Below are 21528 nucleotides of genomic sequence, written 5' to 3' on the forward strand. Positions count from 1 at the left end.
CTCATCGCCTCAATGGCGGAAATGGCGGATGCCGGTGAAGACCATCGCCATGCCGTGCTCGTCGGCTGCGGCGATCACTTCCGCGTCGCGCATCGAGCCGCCCGGCTGGATCACTGCGCTGATGCCGGCCGCTGCCGCCGCATCGATGCCGTCGCGGAACGGGAAGAACGCGTCGGAGGCCATCACCGAGCCACGCACTTCCAGCTTTTCGTCGGCGGCCTTGATGCCGGCGATCTTGGCGCTGTAGACGCGGCTCATCTGGCCGGCGCCCACGCCGATAGTCTGGCGATTCTTGGCGTAGACGATGGCGTTGCTCTTGACGTACTTGGCCACCTTCCAGGCGAAGATGAGGTCGTCGATCTCGGCAGGCGTCGGCGCGCGCTGGGTGACGATCTTCAGGTCTTCGGCCTTCACCATCGCGCGGTCGGCCGTCTGGATCAGCAGGCCCGAGCCCACGCGGCGCACGTCGTTGCCCGGATGCGCCTTGCTCAGGTCGCCATCGGCCGGCGCGGGAATTTCCAGCACGCGCACGTTGGTCTTCTTGGCGAACGCCTTGAGTGCGTCGCCCTCGTAACCGGGCGCAAGCACCACTTCCACGAACTGGCGATCCACGATGGCCTTGGCCGTGGCCGCATCGACCACGCGATTGAAGGCGATGATGCCGCCGAAGGCCGAAGTCGGATCGGTCTGGTACGCAAGGTCGTACGCGCGACCGATGCCGTCGAGGCTCACCGCCACGCCGCACGGGTTGGCATGCTTGACGATGACGCACGCCGGCTTGGTAAAACTACGTACGCATTCCCACGCGGCATCGGAGTCGGCGATGTTGTTGAACGAAAGCTCCTTGCCCTGCAGCTGGCGGAATGTGGCCAGCGTGCCCGGTGCCGGATACAGGTCACGGTAGAACGCTGCGCTGCTGGTGCGGGTTCTCGCCGTAGCGCAGATCCATCAGTTTCACGAAGCGGCCGTTGGCCTGCTCGGGGAAGGCCTCGTGGCCAGCGATGCCGTCGAGACTGTCGTTGAGCTTGAGCGCCGAGAGGTAATCGCTGATTGCGCCGTCGTAGTTGGACACACGATTGAACGCGGCGACGGCGAGCTTGAAGCGCGTGGCGCGGCAGAGTCCGCCCTGCTGTTCGATCTCGGCAAGCGCTTCCTCGTACTGGTCGGGCGAGGTGAGCACGCCCACGTCGTTCCAGTTCTTGGCCGCCGAGCGCAGCATGGCCGGGCCGCCGATGTCGATGTTCTCGATGGCCTGTTCGAGCGTGCAGTCGGGCTTGGCCACGGTCTGCTCGAACGGATAGAGATTGAGCACGAGAAGATCGATCGGCTGGATGCCGAGGTCCGCCATGACCGCGTCGTCGGTGCCGCGGCGGCCGAGCAGGCCGCCATGCACCTTCGGGTGCAGCGTCTTCACGCGGCCATCCATGATCTCGGGAAAGCCGGTGAGCTCGCTCACGTCCTTCACGGCGATGCCGGCGTCACGCAGCGCCTTGGCGCTGCCACCGGTGGAAAGCAGTTCGACGCCGACCTTGCTGAGTCGCTGGCCCAGTTCGAGCAGTCCGGTCTTGTCCGACACGCTGATCAGCGCGCGGCGAATGGGAGTCACAGCAGGGGCAGACATGGCAGCTTCCATAACGGGGAAGCCGCACATTATAGCCGTCTGGAGCGCAGGCGTCGGCAAGCCCGGCCATCAGCGGATGGACGGCCAAACGCCGCGGACGCGCGAGAACCTGGAATGAAGACGCGCTGGCTTGGGTGAGGTGTGGCGTGCTTACAGCAGGCCGTGCGCGGCCAGCTTCTTGCGCAGCGTGGCGCGGTTGATGCCGAGCACCGCGGCGGCGCGGCTCTGGTTGCCGTCATGCCAGGCCAGTACTTCGCGCAGCAGTGGGCCTTCGACTTCGCGAATGACGAGTGCGTGCAGGCCCTCGTCGCACTCGGTATCGCCGATGTCGGCGAGATAGCGACGTACGGTGCGGGTGACACATTCGCTCAACGCGCTCTGCGACGAATGCTCTTTGGGAGATTCGTTGGCAGGCAGTCTTACGGCATTCACTGACATTTCCCCTCACGCTCTAACGCGCCGGCTACATAGGCCGTTGCAATTGGTTATGGCAATACCGCGGGCGGCGGCTCGCATGGAACGCCGGGTGCAGCAGTAAGGACGAAGGACCGAGTTTACCCTCGCGGGCCGACAATTTTAAGTCCCTATTTGTCGGATAGATGTTTCCCTATGACCATCAGGGAAATGTCCTATGGACAAAATTCACGGTCGATGGCACGGGCTGTGCCTGGGCGGTCCACCGCCGATCGGCGGGCCGCGCAGCCAAATAGACGGCTATTCGAAACCGAACTCGAACGCCACGGCCTTGCCGTCGGGATCTTCCACTTCGAGCATCAGCGCGGCCGTGGCGCCGGGTGCGAGACCGCGTTGCATCACGTTGGCATCGCCCAGGTATTCGCCGGGACGCAACCGTCGCATGGCGAGGCGCTTGCCGTTCGCGTCGGACAAGGTGACCGACACCACCGGATAGGGCTGCGCGAAATCGGCATCGTTGCGCAGGCTGGCCGTGATCATGAGGGCGCCCTGCACCGATGGATGTGCCTGTACGTCTCGCGCAAGCAGGCTCAGCTTGGATGTGTCCTGCACGAGCGGCAGGCGACAGCCGAGGGTGGAGCAGGCATCCCGCAGCACGGGGCCCATGGTCGCGTCGCTGATCAGGAAATCGCGCTTGGCCCAGGCCACCTGGGCGCCGAGGGCCAGCAGCAACAGGGCGCAGGCCGTTATCCAGGGCCAACGGCGGCCGCGCTTTTCCTTCTGCCGCGCGAAGCGCGGCGCCACCACCAACTGGCTGAAATCCTCCGCGGACCCTTGTGGCGGCGTGTGCTCCGCCACGGCGGGCATCTCGACGGGGGGCCGATAGACGGCGAGGTCCAGGCGCGGCGGTGCGGATTCGTTGCGCGCCGGCAGATGATGGAACGGTTCGGGCGGAAGCTGATCGCTCAGGCTGGCCAGCGCGTCGAACGGCGCATCGCAATGACCACACACGACCTCGCCGCGCGCTTGCGCAAGCGTTTCCGTGTTCAGCGAGAACACGGTCAGGCAATCGGGGCATTGGGCGTACATGCGATCCGCGGAAATCGAACTGAGGCAAGCCTAGTGCAGGCGTGCCGACAAATCACGCGCATGCATGCGTGGATCGTGAACGGGCGCTCAGCTGCAGTGCGTCGTCGCGCGGTCAGCGGCCCGATGCGCGCCGACCGCTGATGCGCACCCAGTCTTCCAGCGTGTCCACGCGCAGGTCGTCGAACCATTCCGCGTAGCGTTGCAGCAGTTCGTCTTCCTGGCCTTGCAGGATGCCGGAGATCGCAAACGGCGCGCCGGGCTTCGCGGCGGCGGCAAAGGTCGGCGCCAACTCGCCCAGCGGGCCGGCGAGGATGTTGGCGATGAAGACGTCCGCGGGCGACGCGCTTGGATGCGCAGGAGCGGCTTCCAGCATGGAATCTTCGGGCAGGAACAGGGCGAGGCGATCGGCCACCTCGTTGCGCTCGGCGTTATCGGCCGAAGCGGTGAGCGCCTGCGGGTCGTTGTCCACGCCCACCGCGCTGGCGGCGCCGAGTTTCAGTGCGGCGATGGCAAGAATGCCCGAGCCGCAGCCGAAATCGGTAACGGTCTTGCCCTTGAGATCCAGGCTGTCGAGCCAGGCCAGGCACAGCGCCGTGGTTGGATGCGTGCCGCTGCCGAAGGCGAGGCCGGGGTCGAGCCGAACCACCACGATGTCCTCATCGGCAGGTGGCTCGATGTTCCACGGATAGATCCACAGCCGCCGGCCGAAGGCCATCGGCTTGAACTGGTCCATCCAGGCGCGTTCCCAGTCCTCGTCGGCCACGTCGCGGAACTGCATGTGGTCCGGTTCCAGCCAGGGCAGCAGGTCGCCCAGCGCTTCGCTCAGGCCGCGGCGATCGGTATCGGCCTCGAACAGCGCGTTGAGCGTGATGGTCGGCCACAACGGCAGCTCGCCCACGCCCGGCTCGAAGATGGCCTGCTCGTCCGGCGTTTCCGCATCGGCGTCCTGCATGGTGATGGACAGCGCGCCGAGCTCATCGAGTGCCTCCTCCACGCGGGGCTGCTGTTCGGAGCGGACGGTGAGCGAGAGTTCTAGCCAGGGCATGGCGGGTTCCTGCGGGTGAAGCGGGTATTGTCGCCGATGTGGGAGGCCTCCGCTCGCCTGCGCTGTAGGAGCTCACCCTGTGCGCGACCGCGGAGCAGCGGTGTAACTCAGTGGTTGTTAGGTAGGTGAGCGCGGGGGACGAGGAAAAGCCCGCCGTCGAGGTCAGCATGCGGTGTCGCTGTCGCGCACAGGGTGCGCTCCCACACTGACTGGCAGGTCTTCCCTGTAGGAGCGCACCCTGTGCGCGACCGCAGGGCGACGGTGTGCGCCTGTCTCAGGTTTTCGCACGGATCCGAGTGTGGCGACAGCTGTCTGGCGAGGCGATCCTGCGGCGCCGATCGCGCACTGGGTGCGCTCCTACACGGAGGAGAGGAACGCATCGTGGCGGTGGTAGTGGTCGAGGGCGCGGACGAAGTCGGCGATGCTGGATTCCGCTTTGTGCCGGCGCTGCACGAACAGCACTTCGACGAAATCAGCCGCTTCCAGGAAATGGCGCAGATGGTGTTGCGCGGCGAACGCCGGCAGCGCTTCGCCGTTGTCGTCGATCAGCGCGTCGTCCTCATCGGCGACGTGCGAGAGATACAGGCGGCAGTCGGGCGAGGTGATCTCGCCGCGGATGTAGACCCACGCATAGCGATCCCAGCCATCGCCTTCATCGAAGGCGGCCGTGATCGCGTCGATCGCGTCGGGAAGAGTCAGTAGTTCGGACATGTGGGAACGACACCGGCGAGCCGCGCGTGCGACTCGCCGGCAAAGCTCAGCCGCCGGTCGCGGCCTTTTCCTTCTGCTCGGCCATGCGCTTTTCCAGGTAGTGGATGTTCTGTCCACCCTGCTGGAAACCGACGTCGGCCATGATGCGCTGCTGCAGCGGGATGTTGCACTTCACCCCTTCGATCACCGTCTCGGCCAGTGCCAGGCGCATGCGCGCGATGGCGGTTTCGCGATCCGGGCCGTGCACGATCAGCTTGCCGATCATCGAATCGTAGTTCGGCGGGATGCGGTAGCCGTCGTACAGGTGCGTGTCCACGCGCACTCCCGGGCCGCCCGGTGCCTCGAAGCGCTTCACCGTGCCCGGCGAAGGCAGGAAGCTGTCCGGATCCTCGGCGTTGATGCGGCACTCGATCGCATGGCCCTGGATCTTGATGTCTTCCTGGCGGATCGAAAGCTTCTCGCCGCCGGCGATCAATAGCTGCTCGCGCACCAGGTCGATGCCGGTGATCAGCTCCGTCACCGGGTGCTCGACCTGGATGCGCGTGTTCATTTCGATGAAGTAGAAGCGGCCGTCTTCGAACAGGAATTCGAAGGTGCCGGCGCCGCGATAGCCGATGCGGATGCATGCATCCACGCAGACCTTGCCGATCTGTTCGCGAAGTTCCGGCGTGATGCCCGGCGCGGGCGCTTCTTCGACCACCTTCTGGTGGCGGCGCTGCATCGAGCAGTCGCGCTCGCCGAGCCAGATCGCGTTGCCTTGGCCGTCGGACAGCACCTGGATCTCGATGTGCCGCGGATTCTCCAGGAACTTCTCCATGTACACCTGATCGTTGCCGAAAGCGGCCTTCGCTTCCTGCTTGGTCATGGTGATGGCGTTGCCCAGGTGGGCTTCGGTGCGCACCACGCGCATGCCGCGGCCACCACCGCCACCGGCGGCCTTGATGATCACCGGGTAGCCGATGTCGCGCGCGATGCGGATGTTTTCGTCGACGTTGTCGCCGAGCGGGCCGCCCGAGCCGGGCACGCACGGCACGCCGGCCGCTTTCATGGCACGGATGGCTTCGACCTTGTCGCCCATCAGGCGGATCACGTCCGCGGTCGGGCCGATGAAGATGAAGCCCGACTGTTCCACCTGTTCGGCGAAGTCGGCGCGTTCGGAGAGGAAGCCGTAACCCGGATGGATGGCCTGGGCGTCGGTGATTTCAGCCGCGGCGATGATGCGCGGGATGTTGAGGTAGCTGTCGACCGACGGCGCAGGACCGATGCAGATCGACTCGTCGGCCAGGCCGACGTGCTTGAGGTTGCGGTCTGCGGTGGAGTGCACCGCCACGGTCTTGATGCCAAGACTGTGGCAGGCGCGCAGCACGCGCAGGGCGATTTCGCCGCGGTTGGCGATGACGACTTTTTCGAGCATGGGCATAGAGGTCAGCCCGCGCTTAGGCGATCACGAACATCGGCTGGTCGAATTCCACCGGCTGGCCGTTCTCGAGCAGGATGGCCTGCACGGTGCCGGCCACGTCGGCCTCGATCTGGTTGAACATCTTCATCGCTTCGATGATGCCCAGCGTCTCGCCGGCCTTGACCTGCTGGCCGATCTTCACGAAGGCCGGGGCGCCGGGGCTGGCCGAGGCGTAGAAGGTGCCCACCATCGGCGCCTTCACCACGTGGCCTGCCGGCAGGGCCGGCGTGGCGGGGGCGGCTTCCGCGGCCGGCGCGGCAACCGGCGCCGCAGCGACCGGGGCCGCCTGGATGACCGGGGCGGCGGCCACGGTCACGCCGCCCTTGGGCACGCGGGACAGGCGGACGACTTCTTCGCCTTCCTTGATCTCAAGTTCCGCGAGGTTGGATTCCTCGAGCAGGTCAATGAGCTTCTTGATCTTGCGCAGGTCCATGGTTCAAACCTTTTCGTTCGTTGAGGCCGCCGGGGCGGCCGGATGGGAATGGATGATCGGCCGGAGCCGTCAGGAGGCCGCGCCGCTGCGGTCCAGGCGCAGCAGGGCGGCATCCAGCGCCAGCCGGTAGCTGTCCGGGCCGAAGCCGCAGATCACGCCGGCGGCGATGTCCGAGAGATACGAGTGGCGGCGGAATGCCTCGCGGGCGTGCACGTTCGACAGGTGCAGCTCGATGAAGGGAATCGCCACGCCGGCTAGCGCGTCTCGCAGGGCGATGCTGGTATGGGTAAAGGCGCCGGGGTTGATCAGGATGATCGCCGTGCCATCCAGGCGTGTCTGATGGATGCGGTCGATCAGCGCGTGCTCGGCGTTGGACTGGAAGGTTTCCAGCTCCTGGCCCGCCGCTTGTGCGCGCTGCACCAGAAAGGCGTCGATATCGCCCAGCGTGTCCCGGCCGTAAACCTCCGGCTCGCGCACGCCCAGCAGATTGAGATTGGGTCCATGCAGGACCAGGATCTTCGCCACGCCGTTACCTTGGATTCGAGCCGGATGAGCGGCGTCCGGCGCGGAGTGTGCGCGCGCCGGCCGTTCTTGTCCAGTTCGGCGCAGTTCGGCGATGTTTGAAGGAGAAGTTAACGTTTCACCGTGCGGAGACGTATGGCGACCGAAACCGCGTCACGGCGCGGTTGGCGCCAGCCACCGCTGCAGCTGGTCGTCGTCCAGTACGCCCCGACGCGTGGCGAGCACGCGGCCGTTCTCGTCCAGAAGCACGCTGTAGGGCAGCAGTTCGCCGACGTTGCCCAGTTGGAGCGAGGTGCTGGGGCTTTCCAGGCTGCCAATCAGGATCGGATAGTTCACGGGATGGCTGGCCAGGAAGGCCTTCACCCGCGCGGGGTCGTCCATCGCAATGCCGATGACGATGGCCCCCTTTTCCCCGACGTTCGCCTGGGTCCGTGCCAGCGCGGGCATTTCCTTCAGGCAGGGCGCGCACCAGGTGGCCCAGAAGTTGAGCAGGACACGCCGGCCGCGGTAGTCGGACAGCCGGTGCTGTTTGCCGTCGAGTGCGGGCAGCGAAAGATCCGGTGCGGTGGATCCCACGTCGACCGCCGGCTCACCCGCAGGGGCATGCGCCTGCCGGCTGGCGTGCTGCAGCCAGCCACCTGCGGCGGCGACCGCGACGGCGAGGCCCAGGATGATCCCGTTGCTGCGGCTCAACATCATGGGTTGCTGGCGACCGGTGTGCCGGCGGCCTTGGTCAGCGCCTCCTCGACCAGCGACGTGGTGAGCACCGTCGGCAGCTTGCGGCCGTCGCGGCCGTCTTTCGGGAACACCACGTACAGCGGCACGCCCGGCGAGTGGTACTGCGCCAGGAAGGCGGCGATGGTCGGGTTCACGTCGGTCCAGTCGCCCTTCATGTAGACGGCGCCGGTCTTCTTCAGCAGCTCGCGGAAGGCCTCGGTGTCGAGCACGGCGTGTTCATTGGCCTTGCAGGTGACGCACCAGTCGGCGGTCATGTCCACGAACACCGGCGTGCCGGCCTTGCGCAGTTCGGCGAGCTTCTCCGGCGTATACGCCACCACGCCCTCGGCGACGGTCGCGGCCTGCGCCGGCGGCGGCACGTGGGCCAGGTAATACAGCGGCACCAGCGTAAGCGCGGCCAGCAGCGCCACGAAGACCTTGCTCAAGCCGCCGCGCGAACGGCTGCGCTCGAACCACCACAACGTGGCCGCCAGCAGCACCGCGGCCACCAGCACCAGGCCCACTGCATCGGCGCCGCGCTGGTGCGCCAGCACCCACACCAGCCACGCGGCCGTGAGGTACATCGGGAAGGCCAGCACCTGCTTGAGCGTTTCCATCCAGGCGCCCGGACGCGGCAGCAGGCGCGCGAGCGCCGGCACGAAACCTACGGCGAGGAAGGGCAGCGCCAGGCCTACGCCCAGCGTCAGGAACACCAGCAGCGCATGCAGCATCGGCGCGGCGAACGCATAGGCCAGCGCGCTGCCCATGAACGGCGCGGTGCAGGGACTGGCCACGGCCACGGCGAGCACGCCGGTGAAGAAATCGCCCGCATGGCCCGAGCGCGAGGCCAGCGACGACCCCACGTTGCCCAGCGAGGTGCCGAACTGCACCACGCCCGACATCGACAAGCCCACGGCCATCATCACGCAGGCCAACCCGCCCACCACCAGCGGCTGCTGCAGCTGCGCGCCCCAGCCCAGCGCATGGCCGGCCGAGCGCAGCGCCACGATGGCGATGCCGATCAGCGCGAAGGTCGACAGCACGCCGGCGGTATAGAAGAGCGCGTGCGAGCGCGCCTTCGCATGGCTCTCGCCGCTCTCGAGCAGGCCGACGGCCTTGATCGACAGCACCGGCAGCACGCAGGGCATCAGGTTCAGCACCAGGCCGCCGACCAGGGCGAGCAGCAGCGCGGAGATCAGGCTGCCTTGCAGCGCGCCGCCGGCGAGTTCGGCGGGCGGCATTTCCGGCGCGGGTTCGCTGGCGGTGCCCGAGGTGGGCGCCGCGCCGCCGAGGTCGATGGCAAGCGTGCGGGTCATCAGCGGATAGCAGAGCCCGCCGTCCTGGCAGCCCTGGAAGCTGGCTTCCAAGTTCACCGTCGAGCGGCCCGAGGCGTCGCCCTGGATGGTCACCGGCAATTCGACCTGGTCGAAGTACACCGTGGTCTTGCCGAAATGCGCGTCCTCGTGCTCGACGCCGGCCGGCCACTCGGGCTTGCCCAGGCTCAGGCCGTCGGCATCCTTGAGTTTCAGCGCGGTCTGGTCGCGGTAGAGGTAGTAGCCCTTGGGCAGGGTCCAGCGCAGCAGCAGGTGCTGGTGGTCCTTGGCCAGCGCTTCCAGGTGGAACGCCTGTTCCGCGGGCAGCGCGCCGCCGTCGCTGGCACGGTTGGAGCCGAGCTTGCCGAGCGCGGCGCCGAGCGAGCCGTCGCCACCTGCCTGCGTGGCGCCCGCCGGCAACGGCAGGTCCAGCTGCTCGGTATGCGGCGGATAGCAGATCTTCGGATCGACCTCGTGGCAGCCCTGGTACTGCACGCTCAGCTTGAGCCGCGAGGCGCCCGCCACGGTGTATGGCAGCGTGGCGTCGATCGAGTGGTGATAGATCTCGACGTCGCCCAGGTATTCGTCGTGGTGCTTCTCGCCGTCGGGAAACTGCGCCTCGCCCAGCGTCACCCCGTCGCCGGCCTTGAACTTCATGCGGCCGCGATAAAGGTAGTAGTCGGGCGCGATAGTCCAGTGCAGCTTGAGCACGCCGGGCATGGAGGTGTCGGTGCTGAGCTTGTACGCCTCGGTCACCGGCAACAGGCCGTCGAGGTCGTCCTGGGCCAGGGCCGGCAGCGCGAGGGACAGCAGGCAGAGCAGGGCAGTGAGGCAGGCGGCCAGGCGGCCGGGACGGATCAGGCGCATTGCAGCTCCAGCGTGGAGAGACCCGTGCCGTGGCGCGGGCGAAGGGGAATTATGGACCAGCTCGGGGAAGGGGGCTGGACCAGGGATGGACCATCCGGATTCAGGCACGTTCAGTCATGACTTCGCTCAAGCCTGTCCCGCGGTTACGGAGGCGCAGCATTCCCGTGGTCAGGGCTACGCCCAGCAGGATCACCACGCAGCCACCGGCCATGGCGAGGGTGATCGGCTCGTGCAGGAACAGCAGGCCCCACACCACGCCGAACACCGGGATCAGGAACAGCACCACCATGCTGCGCGAGGCGCCCACGCGGGCCATCAGCCGGTAGAACAGCACGTAGGCCAGCGAGGTGCAGATCGCGGCCAGGCCGAACATCGCCAGCCACGCCGATACGCCCGGCATGCGGGCCGGCCACATCCAGAGGGTGAAGGGCAGCAGCACGGCCGCGGCCACCAACTGGCTGCCCGTGGCCACGCTGAGCGGCGTCACGCCACGCAAGGTGCGGTGACTGACATGGGCGCCGACGGTGTAGCAGACATTCGCGCCCACGCAGGCGGCCATCGCCCAGCCGGACCCGCCGACGCCATGGCCGTTGAAGCCCACCGTGCCCGCCACCAGCCACACCACCCCGGTGAAGCCGATCACCAGGCCACTGGCCTGCGTGGCGTTGAGCTTTTCGGAGAACAGCATCCAGCCCGACAGCGCCACCAGCAGCGGTGCGATGGCGTCGGAAATGGCGGATACGCCGGCCGGCAGGCTCTTCGCCGCAAAGGAGAACAGCACGAACGGCAGCGCCGAGTTGGCCAGGCCCACGATCAGGATCGGGCGCCAGTTCGTCGCCATCTCCCTGAGCCGCTGGCGCGACAGCAGCAGCGGCGCCGAACAGATCGCCGCGCCGATGGCACGCATGCCCGCCAGCGCCATGCCGCCGAATTCGTCCGCACCCATGCGCATGAACAGGAACGAGGCGCCCCAGATGGCTCCCAGCAACAGCAAGGCGATGGTGTCGGAGGTTTTCATGGCGGGGTCCAGTGCTTTCTTGCCGTCATTCCGGCGCAGGCCGGAATGAGGGGCTTGGGAGGTGTCGGCTTCTTTACGTCGTCGGTCTTGCAAGATCGGTTTTCATAAAGAAGGCTAGCCGTCCATAGTGTCAGAACCTGTCAGCAGACTTCAGCGCTTGCCCTGGCCGAACAGCACGCGGCGCTCTTCCTCCGACAAGGGCTGCTTCGGCGCATAGCTGCTCTCCACGCCCTCATAGGTCCGCTGCGTCGCCGGACGCGCCGAGATCGCCATGAACCAGCGCTCCAGGTTCGGGAAATCCGACAGCGTCTGGCCGTGCGCCTCGTGCGGCACGATCCACGGATAGCAGGCGATATCGGCGATGGAGAACGCGCCGGCGATGAACTCGCGGTTCGCCAGGCGACGGTCGAGCACGCCGTACAGGCGGCTGACTTCGCGCGTATAGCGGTCGACCGCGTAGGGAACGGGTTCCGGCGCATAGACGCGGAAATGACCCGCCTGCCCGCCCATCGGCCCCAGTCCGCCGACCTGCCAATACAACCACTCCAGCACCTCGAGCCGGTCGCGGCCGTCGGTCGGCATCAGCCGGCCGGACTTTTCCGCCAGGTACTGCAGGATCGCGCCCGATTCGAACACGGTGATCGGCGCGCCGCCGCCCGCAGGGGCGTGGTCGACGATGGCGGGGATCTTGTTGTTCGGCGAAATGGCCAGGAAGGCTGGCTGGAACTGCTCGCCCTTGCTCAGGCTCACCGGGGTGATGAAGTAGGGCAGTCCGGTTTCCTCGAGGAACAGCTTGATCTTGAGGCCGTTGGGCGTGGCGGCGAAGTAGAGCTCGATCATGGTGGGGCGCTCCGGGGACGGTAGGCCTAGTGTCGGTGTTCCACTGGTCTTGAAAAAGGTCCAGATCAGGTGAAATCTTTCGGACCAGTCATTCCCCGGACGTGAGCCCATGGATCAGCCGCTCGCCTTTCCCCTCGACATCCCTGCCCGCGGCCGGCTGGAGGCGCTGCACGGCCAGTTGCGTGCGGCCATTCTCGACGGACGCCTCGCGGGAGGGCAGGGCCTGCCCTCCACCCGCGCGCTGGCGGGCTCGCTCGGCATCTCGCGCAACACGGTGGTCGCCGCGTATGACCGCCTGCTCAGCGAGGGCTACGTATCCGCACGCCATGGCTCGGGCTATGCGGTTGCCCAGGGTCTGGCGAAGAAGAAGGCGGCGTCACCGGGCGACGAGGAGGGCGATCGTCGGCTGGCGGCACGCTGGCGCCACCTGACCAGGCCGGTGCGCAGCGGCGGCAAGGCGCCCGTGCGCCACGACTTCTGCGTGGGCTTGCCGGACGCCTCGCGCTTTCCGTTCGACGCGTGGCGCCGCCTGTCGGCGCGCGCCTTGCGCAGCCTGTCGCGCACGCCGGCGGTCTACGACGCACCGGCCGGGCGGTTGGCCTTGCGCGAGGCCATCGCCGGCCACGTGTCCTTCGCCCGCGCCGTGACCTGCGGCGCCGACGACATCGTGGTCACCAGCGGGGCGCAACAGGCGTTTGACCTGCTGGCGCGCTGCCTGGTCACGCCGGGGCGCTCCGTCGTTGCAGTGGAAGACCCGGGCTACCCGCCGTTGCGCGCGGCGTTCGAGGCGGCAGGCGCGAGCGTGGCGCCGGTGCCGGTCGACGCCGAAGGCCTGGTGGTCGAGCAGATTCCGCCCTCGGCGCGGGTGATCTACGTGACGCCTTCGCACCAGTTCCCGCTCGGCATGGTGATGTCGCCCGCGCGGCGCATGGCCCTGCTCGATTTCGCGCGCCGCCATGGCGCGGTGGTCATCGAGGACGATTACGACGGCGAATTCCGCTACGGCGGTCGCCCGCTGGATGCGTTGCAGACGCTCGACCGCGAGGGCCTGGTGTTCTACGTCGGCACCTTCTCCAAGAGCCTGTTCCCTGCGCTTCGGTTGGGCTACGTGGTCGCGCCGCCGTGGGCGATGGCCGCGCTGGCGCAGGTGCGCCAGATCAGCGACTGGCATTGCGACGTGCTGGCGCAGGACACGCTGGCGTTGTTCATCGCCGAAGGCCACCTGGCCCGCCACGTGCGCAAGATGCGGCGCATCTATGCCGAACGCAGGGAAGCACTCATCGACGGTCTGGCGCGTCACGCCGGCAACCTGCTGGCGCTGCAGGCATCCGACGCGGGGCTGCATGTGGCGGCGCTGCTGCCGACCGACCTGCCGGCCGACGCGCTGGTGCGCCGTGCGGCGGAGCAGGACATGCGCATCGAAGCGCTCGGCGGTTACGCCATCGGCGCCACATCGCCCAACGGGCTGGTGTTTGGCCTGGGCATGCTGCCGGTGGCGCGGATGGAGGAAGCCACGCAGGCGCTGGGTCGGTTGCTGGCAGCCGCACGCTGAGCGGCTGGTCCGCTCGATTCTCCGGCAACTGGTCCTGTCCGGCAGCCGATGCTCGGCGGAGCATGGAGCCTCCCCCTCAAGGAAGCCCGCCGTGCGTTACATCGTCTTGCTATGCCTGCTGCTGTCCTGCGCCCTCGTGCATGCTTCCGACACGGGTCAGTCGCGCGCCGAAACCGCCGGCCGCAGCCTGATCGGCCAGCCCGCGCCGCGCATGGTGGTGAAGACCATCGACGGGCAGACCATCGACCTGGGCGCGCTGTACGGCAAGAAGGCGGTCTACCTGAAGTTCTGGGCCACCTGGTGCGTGCCCTGCCGCGAACAGATGCCGCATTTCGAGCGCACCTTCGAGCAGGCCGGCCCCGACATGGCGGTGATCGCCATCGACGTGGGCTTCGACGACAGCGTGGACGAAGTGCGCAAGTACCGGCAGGCCGTGGGCCTTGGCATGCCGATCGTGTTCGACGACGGCACGCTGGGCGAGGCCTTCCATCTGCGCGTGACGCCGCAGCACGTGGTGATCGGACGCGACGGGCGCATCCTCTACGTCGGCCACGAAGCCAACGACAAGCTGGAAGCCGCGCTGGCGCAGGCGCGCACGAGCTCATCCGCCAACGTGGCCATCGCGGCTGCGCCCAAGGACGAGCCGCATTACGACGTTGGCGATCGCGTGCCCGCGTTCCAGGTGCATACGCTCGACGGCAAATCGGTGCCCGCCTTCGGCGCCACGCCGGGGCAGCCGACGGCGTTGCTGTTCCTCTCGCCGTGGTGCGAGTCCTACCTTGTCAAGAGCCGGCCCGCGCTGGCAGAAAGCTGTCGCGCCGCGCGCGAACGGGCCGAAGTGCTGGCGCGTCAGTCCGGCGTCCGTTGGCTCGGCGTCGCCTCGGGTCTGTGGGCCAACCGCGACGAACTGGCGGCCTACCAGCGCGAACACCACATCGCCATGCCGCTGGCCCTGGACGACAGCGGCGCGCTGTTCCGCCGCTTTCGCGTGATGCACGTGCCCACCGTCATCGTGCTGGACGGGAAGGGGAAGGTGGTGCGGCGGACGGAAGAGGTGAATGAAGCAGCGCTCCCCTTGTAGGAGCGCACCCAGTGCGCGATCGGGGCAATGGACTGCCTCGATGGGTAGCGGCCGCGTCATCGCTTCGTAGGCTCTTCGCGCACTGGGTGCGCTCCTATAGAAGAGCGGGCGGTCAACCCGGATCGCGCACCCAGTCCAGATACGCCTCATGGCCCTGCGCTACCGGCACGGCGACCAGTTCCGGCAGTTCGTAGGGGTGCAGCGCCAGCAGGCGCTCCTTCAGTGCCGCAAAGCGCTGCCCGGTGGTCTTGATCATCAGCAGTTCCTCGCTGTCGGTGACGACCTCGCCCTTCCAGCGGTAGGTGGAGCGGATGCCGGGGATGCGATTGACGCAGGCCGCCAGGCCTTCGCCCACCAGGGCATCGGCCAGGGCCTGGGCGCTGGCCGGGTCGGGGCAGGTGCAGTAGCAGAGCAGGACGGGGTCGGACATGGCGCCAGCCTAGCGCGGCCCGTTGGCCGCGGCACCCTCCCGATCCTCCTTTGTAGGAGCACCCAGTGCGCGATCGGCGCCAGGCCGTGCCGCCCGGGCGTCAGATGGTTGCGTCGCTGCCTCGCAGGCTGTTCGCGCACCGGGTGCGCTCCTACAAAAAGGCAAAAAACCGCCGCGGCGCCCTTGAAAGGCCTGAACGATTCCCCCATTGCAGTCCCCAGCCACCGGACCGGCACCTCTTGCAGGGGGGCTTTGCGTCGTTATTATTGGCACTCACCTGCCGGGAGTGCTAACAGCGCCAGTCAACAGGCGCCGCTCCGGGGTAACCCCTTTGTTTGTTCCAACCATCAATCAAGCTGGAGCCCATCCCATGAGCAAACTGCGTCCGCTGCACGATCGCGTCATCGTCAAGCGTCTCGAAGAAGAGCGCGTCTCCGCTGGCGGCATCGTCATCCCCGACAGCGCCACCGAGAAGCCGACCCGCGGCAAGGTCATCGCTGCCGGCGCGGGCCGCATCCTGGAAGACGGCAAGGTCCGTCCGATGTCGGTCAAGGAAGGCGACACCGTGCTGTTCGGCAAGTACGCCGGCCAGGAAATCAAGATCGACGGCGAAGAGCTGGTCTTCCTCAAGGAAGACGACATCGTCGCGGTGATCGAAGGCTAAGCGCCTCTCCCGCACCTCTTCCCACCTCATTCAACGCATTTGAAGGAATTACGAAATGGCAGCTAAAGAAGTCCGCTTCGGCGAAGACGTCCGCGCCCGCATGCTCAAGGGTGTGAACACCCTGGCCAACGCCGTGAAGGTCACCCTGGGTCCGAAGGGCCGCAATGTCGTGCTCGAGAAGAGCTTCGGCGCCCCGACCGTGACCAAGGACGGCGTGTCCGTGGCCAAGGAAATCGAACTGGCCGACAAGTACGAGAACATCGGCGCGCAGATCGTCAAGGAAGCCGCTTCCAAGACCTCCGACGTAGCCGGCGACGGCACCACCACTGCCACCGTGCTGGCCCAGGCGTTCATCCAGGAAGGCCTCAAGGCCGTTGCCGCCGGCATGAACCCGATGGACCTGAAGCGCGGTATCGACCAGGCCGTCAACGCCGCGGTCGCCGAGCTGAAGAAGCTCTCCAACCCGACCGCTGACGACAAGGCCATTGCCCAGGTCGGCACGATCTCCGCCAACTCCGACTCCGCCATCGGCGAAATCATCGCCGACGCGATGGAGAAGGTCGGCAAGGAAGGCGTGATCACCGTCGAGGACGGCAAGTCGCTCGAGAACGAGCTCGACGTCGTCGAAGGCATGCAGTTCGACCGCGGCTACCTGTCGCCGTACTTCATCAACAACCCGCAGACGCAGCAGGCTGAACTCGACGACCCGTTCATCCTGCTGCACGACAAGAAGGTCTCGAACATCCGCGATCTGCTGCCGGTGCTCGAAGCCGTCGCGAAGGCCGGCAAGCCGCTGCTGATCGTCGCCGAGGAAGTCGAAGGCGAAGCGCTGGCCACGCTCGTCGTCAACACCATCCGCGGCATCCTGAAGGTCGCCGCGGTGAAGGCGCCGGGCTTCGGCGATCGCCGCAAGGCGATGCTGGAAGACATCGCGATCCTCACCAGTGGCCAGGTCATCTCCGAGGAAGTCGGCCTGCAGCTTGAGAAGGCCACGATCAACGATCTGGGCCGCGCCAAGCGCGTGGTGATCACCAAGGAAAACACCACCATCATCGACGGCGCCGGCGAAGCCGAGCGCATCCAGTCGCGCATCGGCCAGATCCGGGCGCAGATCGAAGAAGCGACGTCGGACTACGACCGCGAGAAGCTGCAGGAGCGCGTGGCGAAGCTCGCCGGCGGCGTGGCCGTGATCAAGGTCGGTGCCGCCACCGAAGTCGAGATGAAGGAAAAGAAGGCCCGCGTCGAAGACGCGCTGCACGCGACCCGCGCGGCCGTTGAAGAAGGCATCGTCCCGGGCGGCGGCGTCGCCCTGATCCGTTCGCTGAAGGCCATCGAAGGCCTGAAGGGTGCCAACGCCGACCAGGACCTGGGCATCGCCATCACCCGTCGCGCCCTGGAAGCCCCGCTGCGCGCCATCGTCGCCAACGCCGGTGACGAGCCGTCCGTCGTCCTGAACAAGGTGAAGGAAGGCAACGGCAACTTCGGCTACAACGCCGCCACCGGCGAGTTCGGCGACATGATTGCCTTCGGCATCCTGGACCCGACCAAGGTGACCCGTTCGGCCCTGCAGTTCGCCGCTTCCGTGGCTGGCTCGATCATCACGACCGAAGCGGCCGTGACCGAAGTGCCGAAGAAGGAAGAAGGCCATTCGCACGGTGCGCCGGGCGGCATGGGCGGCATGGGTGGCATGGACTTCTAAGTCCCCGCCTCCAGGCAGCTACACGGAAAACCCCGCCTTGCGCGGGGTTTTCTTTTGGACGTCCAAACGATCAGGGCTTCATTGGCGCATGAGAACCTCAGCGCCGCGCTTCGCTTCCCCGCCGTTCCCGCTTCACGGCGTACATCGCCGCGTCGGCCTGGGCCAGCATGCCTTCGGCATCGAGGGCATCCGACAGCGCGACCGCCACGCCGATGCTCGGTCCGGCGTACTCGATCACCGTGCCGGCAAGATGAAAATTTCCCGTGGTCGCCGCCTGCAGGCGCTCTTCGATGATTCTGCTCACGACCTCCGCGTCGGCGCGCGGCGGGCTCGACAGGGCGACGAATTCATCGCCACCGATGCGCGCCACGAAGTCGTCGATGCGCATGGCGCCCTGCAGTCGCCCGCCGATGGCGCGAAGGAACTGGTCGCCCGCATCGTGGCCGTAGCGGTCGTTGATGTCCTTGAACTTGTCGAGGTCGACGAAGGCCACCACCAGGGCGCGGCCGTCCTGGGCGAGCGCGGATCGCCGACGTCCGAGTTCGGCCATCAACGCGCGCCGGTTGGGCAAGTGCGTGGTGGCGTCCATGAGGGCGCTGACCGCCAGTGAATCGTTGGCCTGCCGTAAGGAACTCACCAGTTGCTCTCGCTCGATCTGCTGGCCGATCAACCGCGCGAACATCTGCAGCACCTGCTCGGCGCCTTCCGCCAGCGGCTTGCGCTCGTCGCTGGCGGCGCACAGCGTGCCGTAGAGCGATCCGTCCTCCATGCGTACCGGTGTGCTGGCGTAGGTGGCGATACCCAGGGCGCGCGCCGGCGCCGAGTCGGCCCAGCATTGGGCGACGTCATCGGTATAGCTGCGGCCTTCCTCCAGTGCGCGCTTGCACAGCGTGCCTTCCCACGGCACCAGCAGGCCCTCGGGTATCTGCAGGCGCTGCGTGTTGCGCGAATACAGGATGTATTGCGCGCCGGCGACCAGGTCGATGGTGGTCAGGTAGGTCGATTCCAGGCCCGTGACCGCCTGCAGTAGTTCGAGCAGCGGCCGCACCAGTTCTTCCAGCGAGCGTGCCTGGGTGACCGACTCGGCAAGCCGGCCGACGAAATTGACGGGGAGCGACGGGGTGGGCGGCATCACGGCCATGACGTTGCGCCTTGGATGGCAGGTGGACAGCGGGGCGCCGCGATGGCGCGGGCCATTAGTACCATGCCCGGCGAGCGTCGCCATGCCATGGACGTACCAAAGCGGAAATTATTTTTCCGCGGGCATTTCCGTTTTCGCGATCTCGCACGTCTTGGCTCTTGTCACAGCCACCACGCGGGACGCGCGCGCCTTGAACGAACGGAATCTTCTGCCGGGGGAGGACCCCCTGGACGCCGACCTGGTGTTCGCGGCTAGCGGTTGCGCCTACGCGGCGCAACGTTCCCTGGAGCGCGAACTGTACCTGGCGAGGCCCGAGCGCCCGCAGGTGGCTGGACAACGGGAGACCGCCGCCAGGGATGGCGCCCATGCCTCGCTGTGGTGGCGCTCCTTGCGCGGCCGCAGCGATTGGGTGGGGCACGCGGGCCAGCGCGCCGTGATGGCCGCGAAATACCTGGTGCGCGCCGCCAGCCTGCCGGTGCGGCATCAACGCTACCTCGCGTTCCTCGCTTCGCATCCGCTGCTGCGCGCCTGCGTGGCCGGCGATCCGCGGCTGCTGGAGCGTCACCTGCATCGCTTCATCCACCGGGGCTGGCACCGCGCGATGCGCCTGCGCGGCGTGCAGAACCATTACCGCCTACTGCTGCAGCGCTGGCCCGAGTCGTTGTTCGAGTCGGTCTACGTCCATGGTCGCGCCACGTTGGGCGAGCTGAAGCTCAAGGACGACAGCGTGCTGAAGCTCCACCTGCGCCCGCCGATCCACATGGGGTGCGAGGGCGAGCTGTCGATCGAGCTGGGCGATACGGACGGCCGTGCGCTGTATCGCCTGGTGCTGACCGTGATCGACGAGAACACCATGGCCATCGGCTGCATCCAGGGACCGGATGGCGAACAGGCGCGCGAGCACGTGCGTGTACTCACGCGGCAGATGCACGGGATGCGACCCAAGCAGCTGCTGCTTGAGCTGGCCTATGCGCTGGCTGGACAGTGCGGCATCCGCCATATCCTGGGCATCAGCAACGACGCGCATCCGCTGCACGGTCGCGCGCGCTTCATGGCCGATTACGACGCGTTCTGGTGCGAGCAGGGTGGCTGTTCCAGCGGCGACGGCTGGTTCGTGCTGCCGCCGGCGTTGCATCACCGCAGCGAAGCCGAGGTCGAAAGCAAGCACCGCGCCGCGTTCCGGCGTCGTGCGGAACTGCGTTGGCAGGCGGTGCGTCTTTTGACCGGCGCGCTGCGGCCGGTGCCGTGGTGGCGCGACACGCCCGTGGCGGATGCGGCGGTAGAATCGACGTCTCCGCTTCCGGACGTGCCCGAGGAAGCCTAGTGGACAAACCAGCCAACCCATCCGGCATGGCAGGCCCCGATCCAGCCCACGCCTTGCGCATCGCGACGCTGTTCCGCGAGCACAATCGCGCGCTGGTGGCCTTCCTGCAGTGCCGCCTTCATTCACTCTCCGACGCGCAGGAAGTCGCGCAGGAGGCTTATATGCGCCTGGTTGCCCTGGAGCGTCCCGAGCAGGTCGATTCGCTGCGCGCGTACCTCTATCGCGTCGCGTCCAATCTCGCAGTCGACCGCCTGCGCATGCGCAAGGTGCGCGACGACAACCCGATCCGGCCGCCCGACGAGGACCTGCACCTTGCGCCGATCCCCGAGCGTCACGCGGCGGCGACCGGCCAACTGCACGCCCTGCAGAGCGCGCTGCGCGAACTGCCGGCAAAGACGGGCCGAGCCTTCGTCATGCATGTCATCGATGGCTGCGAGATCGGCGTTATCGCGCGGGCGATGAAGATCAGCGAGCGCATGGTGCGCTATCACGTGGCCAACGCTCTGGCGCATTGCCGGGCGCGGGTGGATGAACCGGAGACGCCATGATGGCCAACACTTCGAATCAACAGAATCTCCGCGTCGCCGCCGATTGGTGGGTGCGGTTGCGCGACGCCAAGGCGGGCGAGCAGACGACGCAACAGTGGCTGGCATGGATCGACGAGGACGCCGCGCACCTGGACGCGTTCGAGCGTGTCACCGATCTGGCGGCTCGGCTGGGTGCGCTGGATGACGTTTCGCACGCGACCCTGATGGCCGAATTCGCACCGGCCGTCGTGTCGCGGCGGTGGTGGCCTCTGGGTGCCGCCGCCGCGGCCGTGCTGCTGGTCGCGGGCGGCATGCTCGGCTGGTCAATGCTGGGGCAGTCTTCCGAGCCGCAGCTGTATACCAGCGAGATCGGCGCGCAAACCGATGTCACGCTGGAAGACGGCTCGCGCGTGGCGCTGGGCGGCGCCACCCGGCTCACTACGCGCTTCAGCCGCAGCCATCGCGAAGTGGACCTCGCCGAGGGCGAGGCGTATTTCGAGGTCGTGCACAACGCCAGCCGTCCCTTCGTGGTTCACGCCGGCAAGCTGCGCATCGAAGACATCGGTACGGCATTCGACGTCCGCCGCACCGGCGACCACGTCACCATCAGCATGGCCGAAGGGCGCGTGCGCATCGAGGACAGTGCTTCGGGCCAGGGACGCAGCCTCGAAGCCGTGGCGGGCCAGGCCGTTTCGTACGATCCATCGCGTTCCGCGCTCAGCATGGCCACCACCGATCCCGCGCAGGCGGCCGCATGGCGTCATGCGCGACTGGAGTTCGACAACGAGCCGTTGTCGGTGGTGGTGGCCAACATCAACCGCTATCGCACGCACCCGGTGCGCATCGCCGATGCGGGCCTGCAGTCGATGACCTTCACCGGTACGGTGAAGACCAACGCCATCGACGACTGGCTGCAGGCGTTGCCACAGGTGCTTCCGCTGACCGTCAGTGAAATAGGTGGCCAAACGGTGCTCTCGGATACGCGGGGCAGGCACGGCGCCGGCTGACGTGCGCAAGCGTTCGGGCAAGGCTCGCGTCAGATTGCGTTCAGTCCGCGGTCC

General features: G+C 67.3%; 20 protein-coding genes and 1 pseudogene. 7 read left to right on the top strand and 14 right to left on the bottom strand.

Translation table 11 applies throughout. From position 1 onward, the window contains the following. Nucleotides 1-9: 9 nt before the first annotated feature. The 12 genes and pseudogenes from purH to CA260_RS02005 all read right to left on the bottom strand — a co-directional run bounded on the left by purH (nucleotide 10) and on the right by CA260_RS02005 (nucleotide 12049). Nucleotides 10-1621, bottom strand: a pseudogene (purH, locus tag CA260_RS01950) (bifunctional phosphoribosylaminoimidazolecarboxamide formyltransferase/IMP cyclohydrolase). Nucleotides 1622-1771: 150 nt separating this feature from the next. Continuing rightward, on the bottom strand, nucleotides 1772-2059 hold the full coding sequence (locus CA260_RS01955) for a helix-turn-helix domain-containing protein (RefSeq protein WP_051595647.1): 288 nt from the start codon (nucleotides 2057-2059) through the stop codon (nucleotides 1772-1774). A gap of 276 nt (nucleotides 2060-2335) precedes the next feature. After that, nucleotides 2336-3124 (bottom strand): zinc-ribbon and DUF3426 domain-containing protein, encoded by a 789-nt coding sequence (locus tag CA260_RS01960; RefSeq protein WP_111980784.1) that lies wholly within the window; start codon nucleotides 3122-3124, stop codon nucleotides 2336-2338. Nucleotides 3125-3236: 112 nt separating this feature from the next. After that, on the bottom strand, nucleotides 3237-4169 hold the full coding sequence (gene prmA / locus CA260_RS01965; protein WP_111980785.1) for a 50S ribosomal protein L11 methyltransferase: 933 nt from the start codon (nucleotides 4167-4169) through the stop codon (nucleotides 3237-3239). Between the two features lie 357 nt (nucleotides 4170-4526). Beyond that, on the bottom strand, nucleotides 4527-4880 hold the full coding sequence (locus tag CA260_RS01970; protein WP_111980786.1) for a DUF7716 domain-containing protein: 354 nt from the start codon (nucleotides 4878-4880) through the stop codon (nucleotides 4527-4529). A gap of 46 nt (nucleotides 4881-4926) precedes the next feature. After that, entirely contained in the window at nucleotides 4927-6294 is a 1368-nt protein-coding gene (gene accC, locus CA260_RS01975; protein ID WP_111982958.1) for an acetyl-CoA carboxylase biotin carboxylase subunit, read from the bottom strand. 22 nt (nucleotides 6295-6316) lie between these two features. Then, a complete protein-coding gene (gene accB / locus CA260_RS01980; protein WP_111980787.1) occupies nucleotides 6317-6772 on the bottom strand; it encodes an acetyl-CoA carboxylase biotin carboxyl carrier protein in 456 nt (151 codons plus the stop codon). Between the two features lie 69 nt (nucleotides 6773-6841). Further along, nucleotides 6842-7297, bottom strand: coding sequence for a type II 3-dehydroquinate dehydratase (gene aroQ / locus CA260_RS01985; RefSeq protein WP_111980788.1), 456 nt, complete (start codon nucleotides 7295-7297; stop codon nucleotides 6842-6844). A 150-nt stretch (nucleotides 7298-7447) separates the two neighbouring features. Then, nucleotides 7448-7993, bottom strand: a complete 546-nt coding sequence (locus tag CA260_RS01990) for a TlpA disulfide reductase family protein (protein ID WP_338065708.1) — start codon at nucleotides 7991-7993, stop codon at nucleotides 7448-7450. Then, nucleotides 7990-10191 (bottom strand): protein-disulfide reductase DsbD family protein, encoded by a 2202-nt coding sequence (locus tag CA260_RS01995; protein ID WP_111980789.1) that lies wholly within the window; start codon nucleotides 10189-10191, stop codon nucleotides 7990-7992. The genes CA260_RS01990 and CA260_RS01995 overlap by 4 nt, the downstream gene beginning before the upstream one ends. A gap of 100 nt (nucleotides 10192-10291) precedes the next feature. Further along, nucleotides 10292-11209 carry a DMT family transporter gene (locus CA260_RS02000; RefSeq protein WP_111980790.1) on the bottom strand — a complete coding sequence of 306 codons (918 nt, stop codon included), beginning with the start codon at nucleotides 11207-11209 and terminating at the stop codon, nucleotides 10292-10294. Nucleotides 11210-11359: 150 nt separating this feature from the next. Further along, entirely contained in the window at nucleotides 11360-12049 is a 690-nt protein-coding gene (locus CA260_RS02005) for a glutathione S-transferase N-terminal domain-containing protein (protein WP_111980791.1), read from the bottom strand. 109 nt (nucleotides 12050-12158) lie between these two features. On the opposite strand from CA260_RS02005, the gene CA260_RS02010 reads away from it, so the two are divergent. Further along, entirely contained in the window at nucleotides 12159-13601 is a 1443-nt protein-coding gene (locus CA260_RS02010) for a PLP-dependent aminotransferase family protein (RefSeq protein ID WP_111980792.1), read from the top strand. A 91-nt stretch (nucleotides 13602-13692) separates the two neighbouring features. Then, nucleotides 13693-14682, top strand: coding sequence for a TlpA family protein disulfide reductase (locus CA260_RS02015; protein WP_111980793.1), 990 nt, complete (start codon nucleotides 13693-13695; stop codon nucleotides 14680-14682). A gap of 112 nt (nucleotides 14683-14794) precedes the next feature. Here the strand turns inward: CA260_RS02015 and cutA are convergent, their stop codons facing one another. Continuing rightward, complete coding sequence (cutA, locus tag CA260_RS02020; RefSeq protein WP_111980794.1) at nucleotides 14795-15112, bottom strand: divalent-cation tolerance protein CutA; 318 nt, start codon at nucleotides 15110-15112, stop codon at nucleotides 14795-14797. 370 nt (nucleotides 15113-15482) lie between these two features. On the opposite strand from cutA, the gene groES reads away from it, so the two are divergent. Together groES and groL are read left to right on the top strand one after the other, a co-directional pair. After that, nucleotides 15483-15776 carry a co-chaperone GroES gene (gene groES, locus CA260_RS02025; protein ID WP_038623202.1) on the top strand — a complete coding sequence of 98 codons (294 nt, stop codon included), beginning with the start codon at nucleotides 15483-15485 and terminating at the stop codon, nucleotides 15774-15776. A gap of 55 nt (nucleotides 15777-15831) precedes the next feature. After that, nucleotides 15832-17475, top strand: a complete 1644-nt coding sequence (gene groL, locus CA260_RS02030; protein WP_111980795.1) for a chaperonin GroEL — start codon at nucleotides 15832-15834, stop codon at nucleotides 17473-17475. A 97-nt stretch (nucleotides 17476-17572) separates the two neighbouring features. On the opposite strand, the gene CA260_RS02035 is transcribed toward groL, so the two are convergent. Then, nucleotides 17573-18616, bottom strand: a complete 1044-nt coding sequence (locus CA260_RS02035; protein WP_238149585.1) for a sensor domain-containing diguanylate cyclase — start codon at nucleotides 18614-18616, stop codon at nucleotides 17573-17575. 190 nt (nucleotides 18617-18806) lie between these two features. Here CA260_RS02035 and CA260_RS02040 point away from each other — a divergent pair, with 190 nt between their 5' ends. From CA260_RS02040 to CA260_RS02050, 3 genes are read left to right on the top strand one after another with little or no spacing between them, the layout of a single operon-like run. Beyond that, nucleotides 18807-19940, top strand: a complete 1134-nt coding sequence (locus tag CA260_RS02040; protein ID WP_172461697.1) for a VirK/YbjX family protein — start codon at nucleotides 18807-18809, stop codon at nucleotides 19938-19940. 53 nt (nucleotides 19941-19993) lie between these two features. Next, nucleotides 19994-20488 carry an RNA polymerase sigma factor gene (locus tag CA260_RS02045; protein ID WP_238149586.1) on the top strand — a complete coding sequence of 165 codons (495 nt, stop codon included), beginning with the start codon at nucleotides 19994-19996 and terminating at the stop codon, nucleotides 20486-20488. Then, nucleotides 20485-21474, top strand: a complete 990-nt coding sequence (locus CA260_RS02050; RefSeq protein ID WP_111980798.1) for a FecR family protein — start codon at nucleotides 20485-20487, stop codon at nucleotides 21472-21474. Before CA260_RS02045 ends, CA260_RS02050 begins: the two co-directional genes overlap by 4 nt. The last annotated feature ends 54 nt before the right edge of the window (nucleotides 21475-21528 follow it).

The sequence above is a fragment of the Dyella jiangningensis genome (genome assembly GCF_003264855.1).
GTDB lineage: Bacteria > Pseudomonadota > Gammaproteobacteria > Xanthomonadales > Rhodanobacteraceae > Dyella > Dyella jiangningensis_C.

Bases quoted from the DNA above. Each gene is read 5' to 3' on its own strand.
- CA260_RS01955 (WP_051595647.1), bottom strand. From the start codon at position 2,059: ATGTCAGTGAATGCCGTAAGACTGCCTGCCAACGAATCTCCCAAAGAG.
- CA260_RS01960 (WP_111980784.1), bottom strand. From the start codon at position 3,124: ATGTACGCCCAATGCCCCGATTGCCTGACCGTGTTCTCGCTGAACACG.
- prmA (WP_111980785.1), bottom strand. From the start codon at position 4,169: ATGCCCTGGCTAGAACTCTCGCTCACCGTCCGCTCCGAACAGCAGCCC.
- CA260_RS01970 (WP_111980786.1), bottom strand. From the start codon at position 4,880: ATGTCCGAACTACTGACTCTTCCCGACGCGATCGACGCGATCACGGCC.
- accC (WP_111982958.1), bottom strand. From the start codon at position 6,294: ATGCTCGAAAAAGTCGTCATCGCCAACCGCGGCGAAATCGCCCTGCGC.
- accB (WP_111980787.1), bottom strand. From the start codon at position 6,772: ATGGACCTGCGCAAGATCAAGAAGCTCATTGACCTGCTCGAGGAATCC.
- CA260_RS01990 (WP_338065708.1), bottom strand. From the start codon at position 7,993: ATGATGTTGAGCCGCAGCAACGGGATCATCCTGGGCCTCGCCGTCGCG.
- CA260_RS01995 (WP_111980789.1), bottom strand. From the start codon at position 10,191: ATGCGCCTGATCCGTCCCGGCCGCCTGGCCGCCTGCCTCACTGCCCTG.
- CA260_RS02000 (WP_111980790.1), bottom strand. From the start codon at position 11,209: ATGAAAACCTCCGACACCATCGCCTTGCTGTTGCTGGGAGCCATCTGG.
- CA260_RS02005 (WP_111980791.1), bottom strand. From the start codon at position 12,049: ATGATCGAGCTCTACTTCGCCGCCACGCCCAACGGCCTCAAGATCAAG.
- CA260_RS02010 (WP_111980792.1), top strand. From the start codon at position 12,159: ATGGATCAGCCGCTCGCCTTTCCCCTCGACATCCCTGCCCGCGGCCGG.
- cutA (WP_111980794.1), bottom strand. From the start codon at position 15,112: ATGTCCGACCCCGTCCTGCTCTGCTACTGCACCTGCCCCGACCCGGCC.
- groES (WP_038623202.1), top strand. From the start codon at position 15,483: ATGAGCAAACTGCGTCCGCTGCACGATCGCGTCATCGTCAAGCGTCTC.
- groL (WP_111980795.1), top strand. From the start codon at position 15,832: ATGGCAGCTAAAGAAGTCCGCTTCGGCGAAGACGTCCGCGCCCGCATG.
- CA260_RS02035 (WP_238149585.1), bottom strand. From the start codon at position 18,616: ATGGCCGTGATGCCGCCCACCCCGTCGCTCCCCGTCAATTTCGTCGGC.
- CA260_RS02050 (WP_111980798.1), top strand. From the start codon at position 20,485: ATGATGGCCAACACTTCGAATCAACAGAATCTCCGCGTCGCCGCCGAT.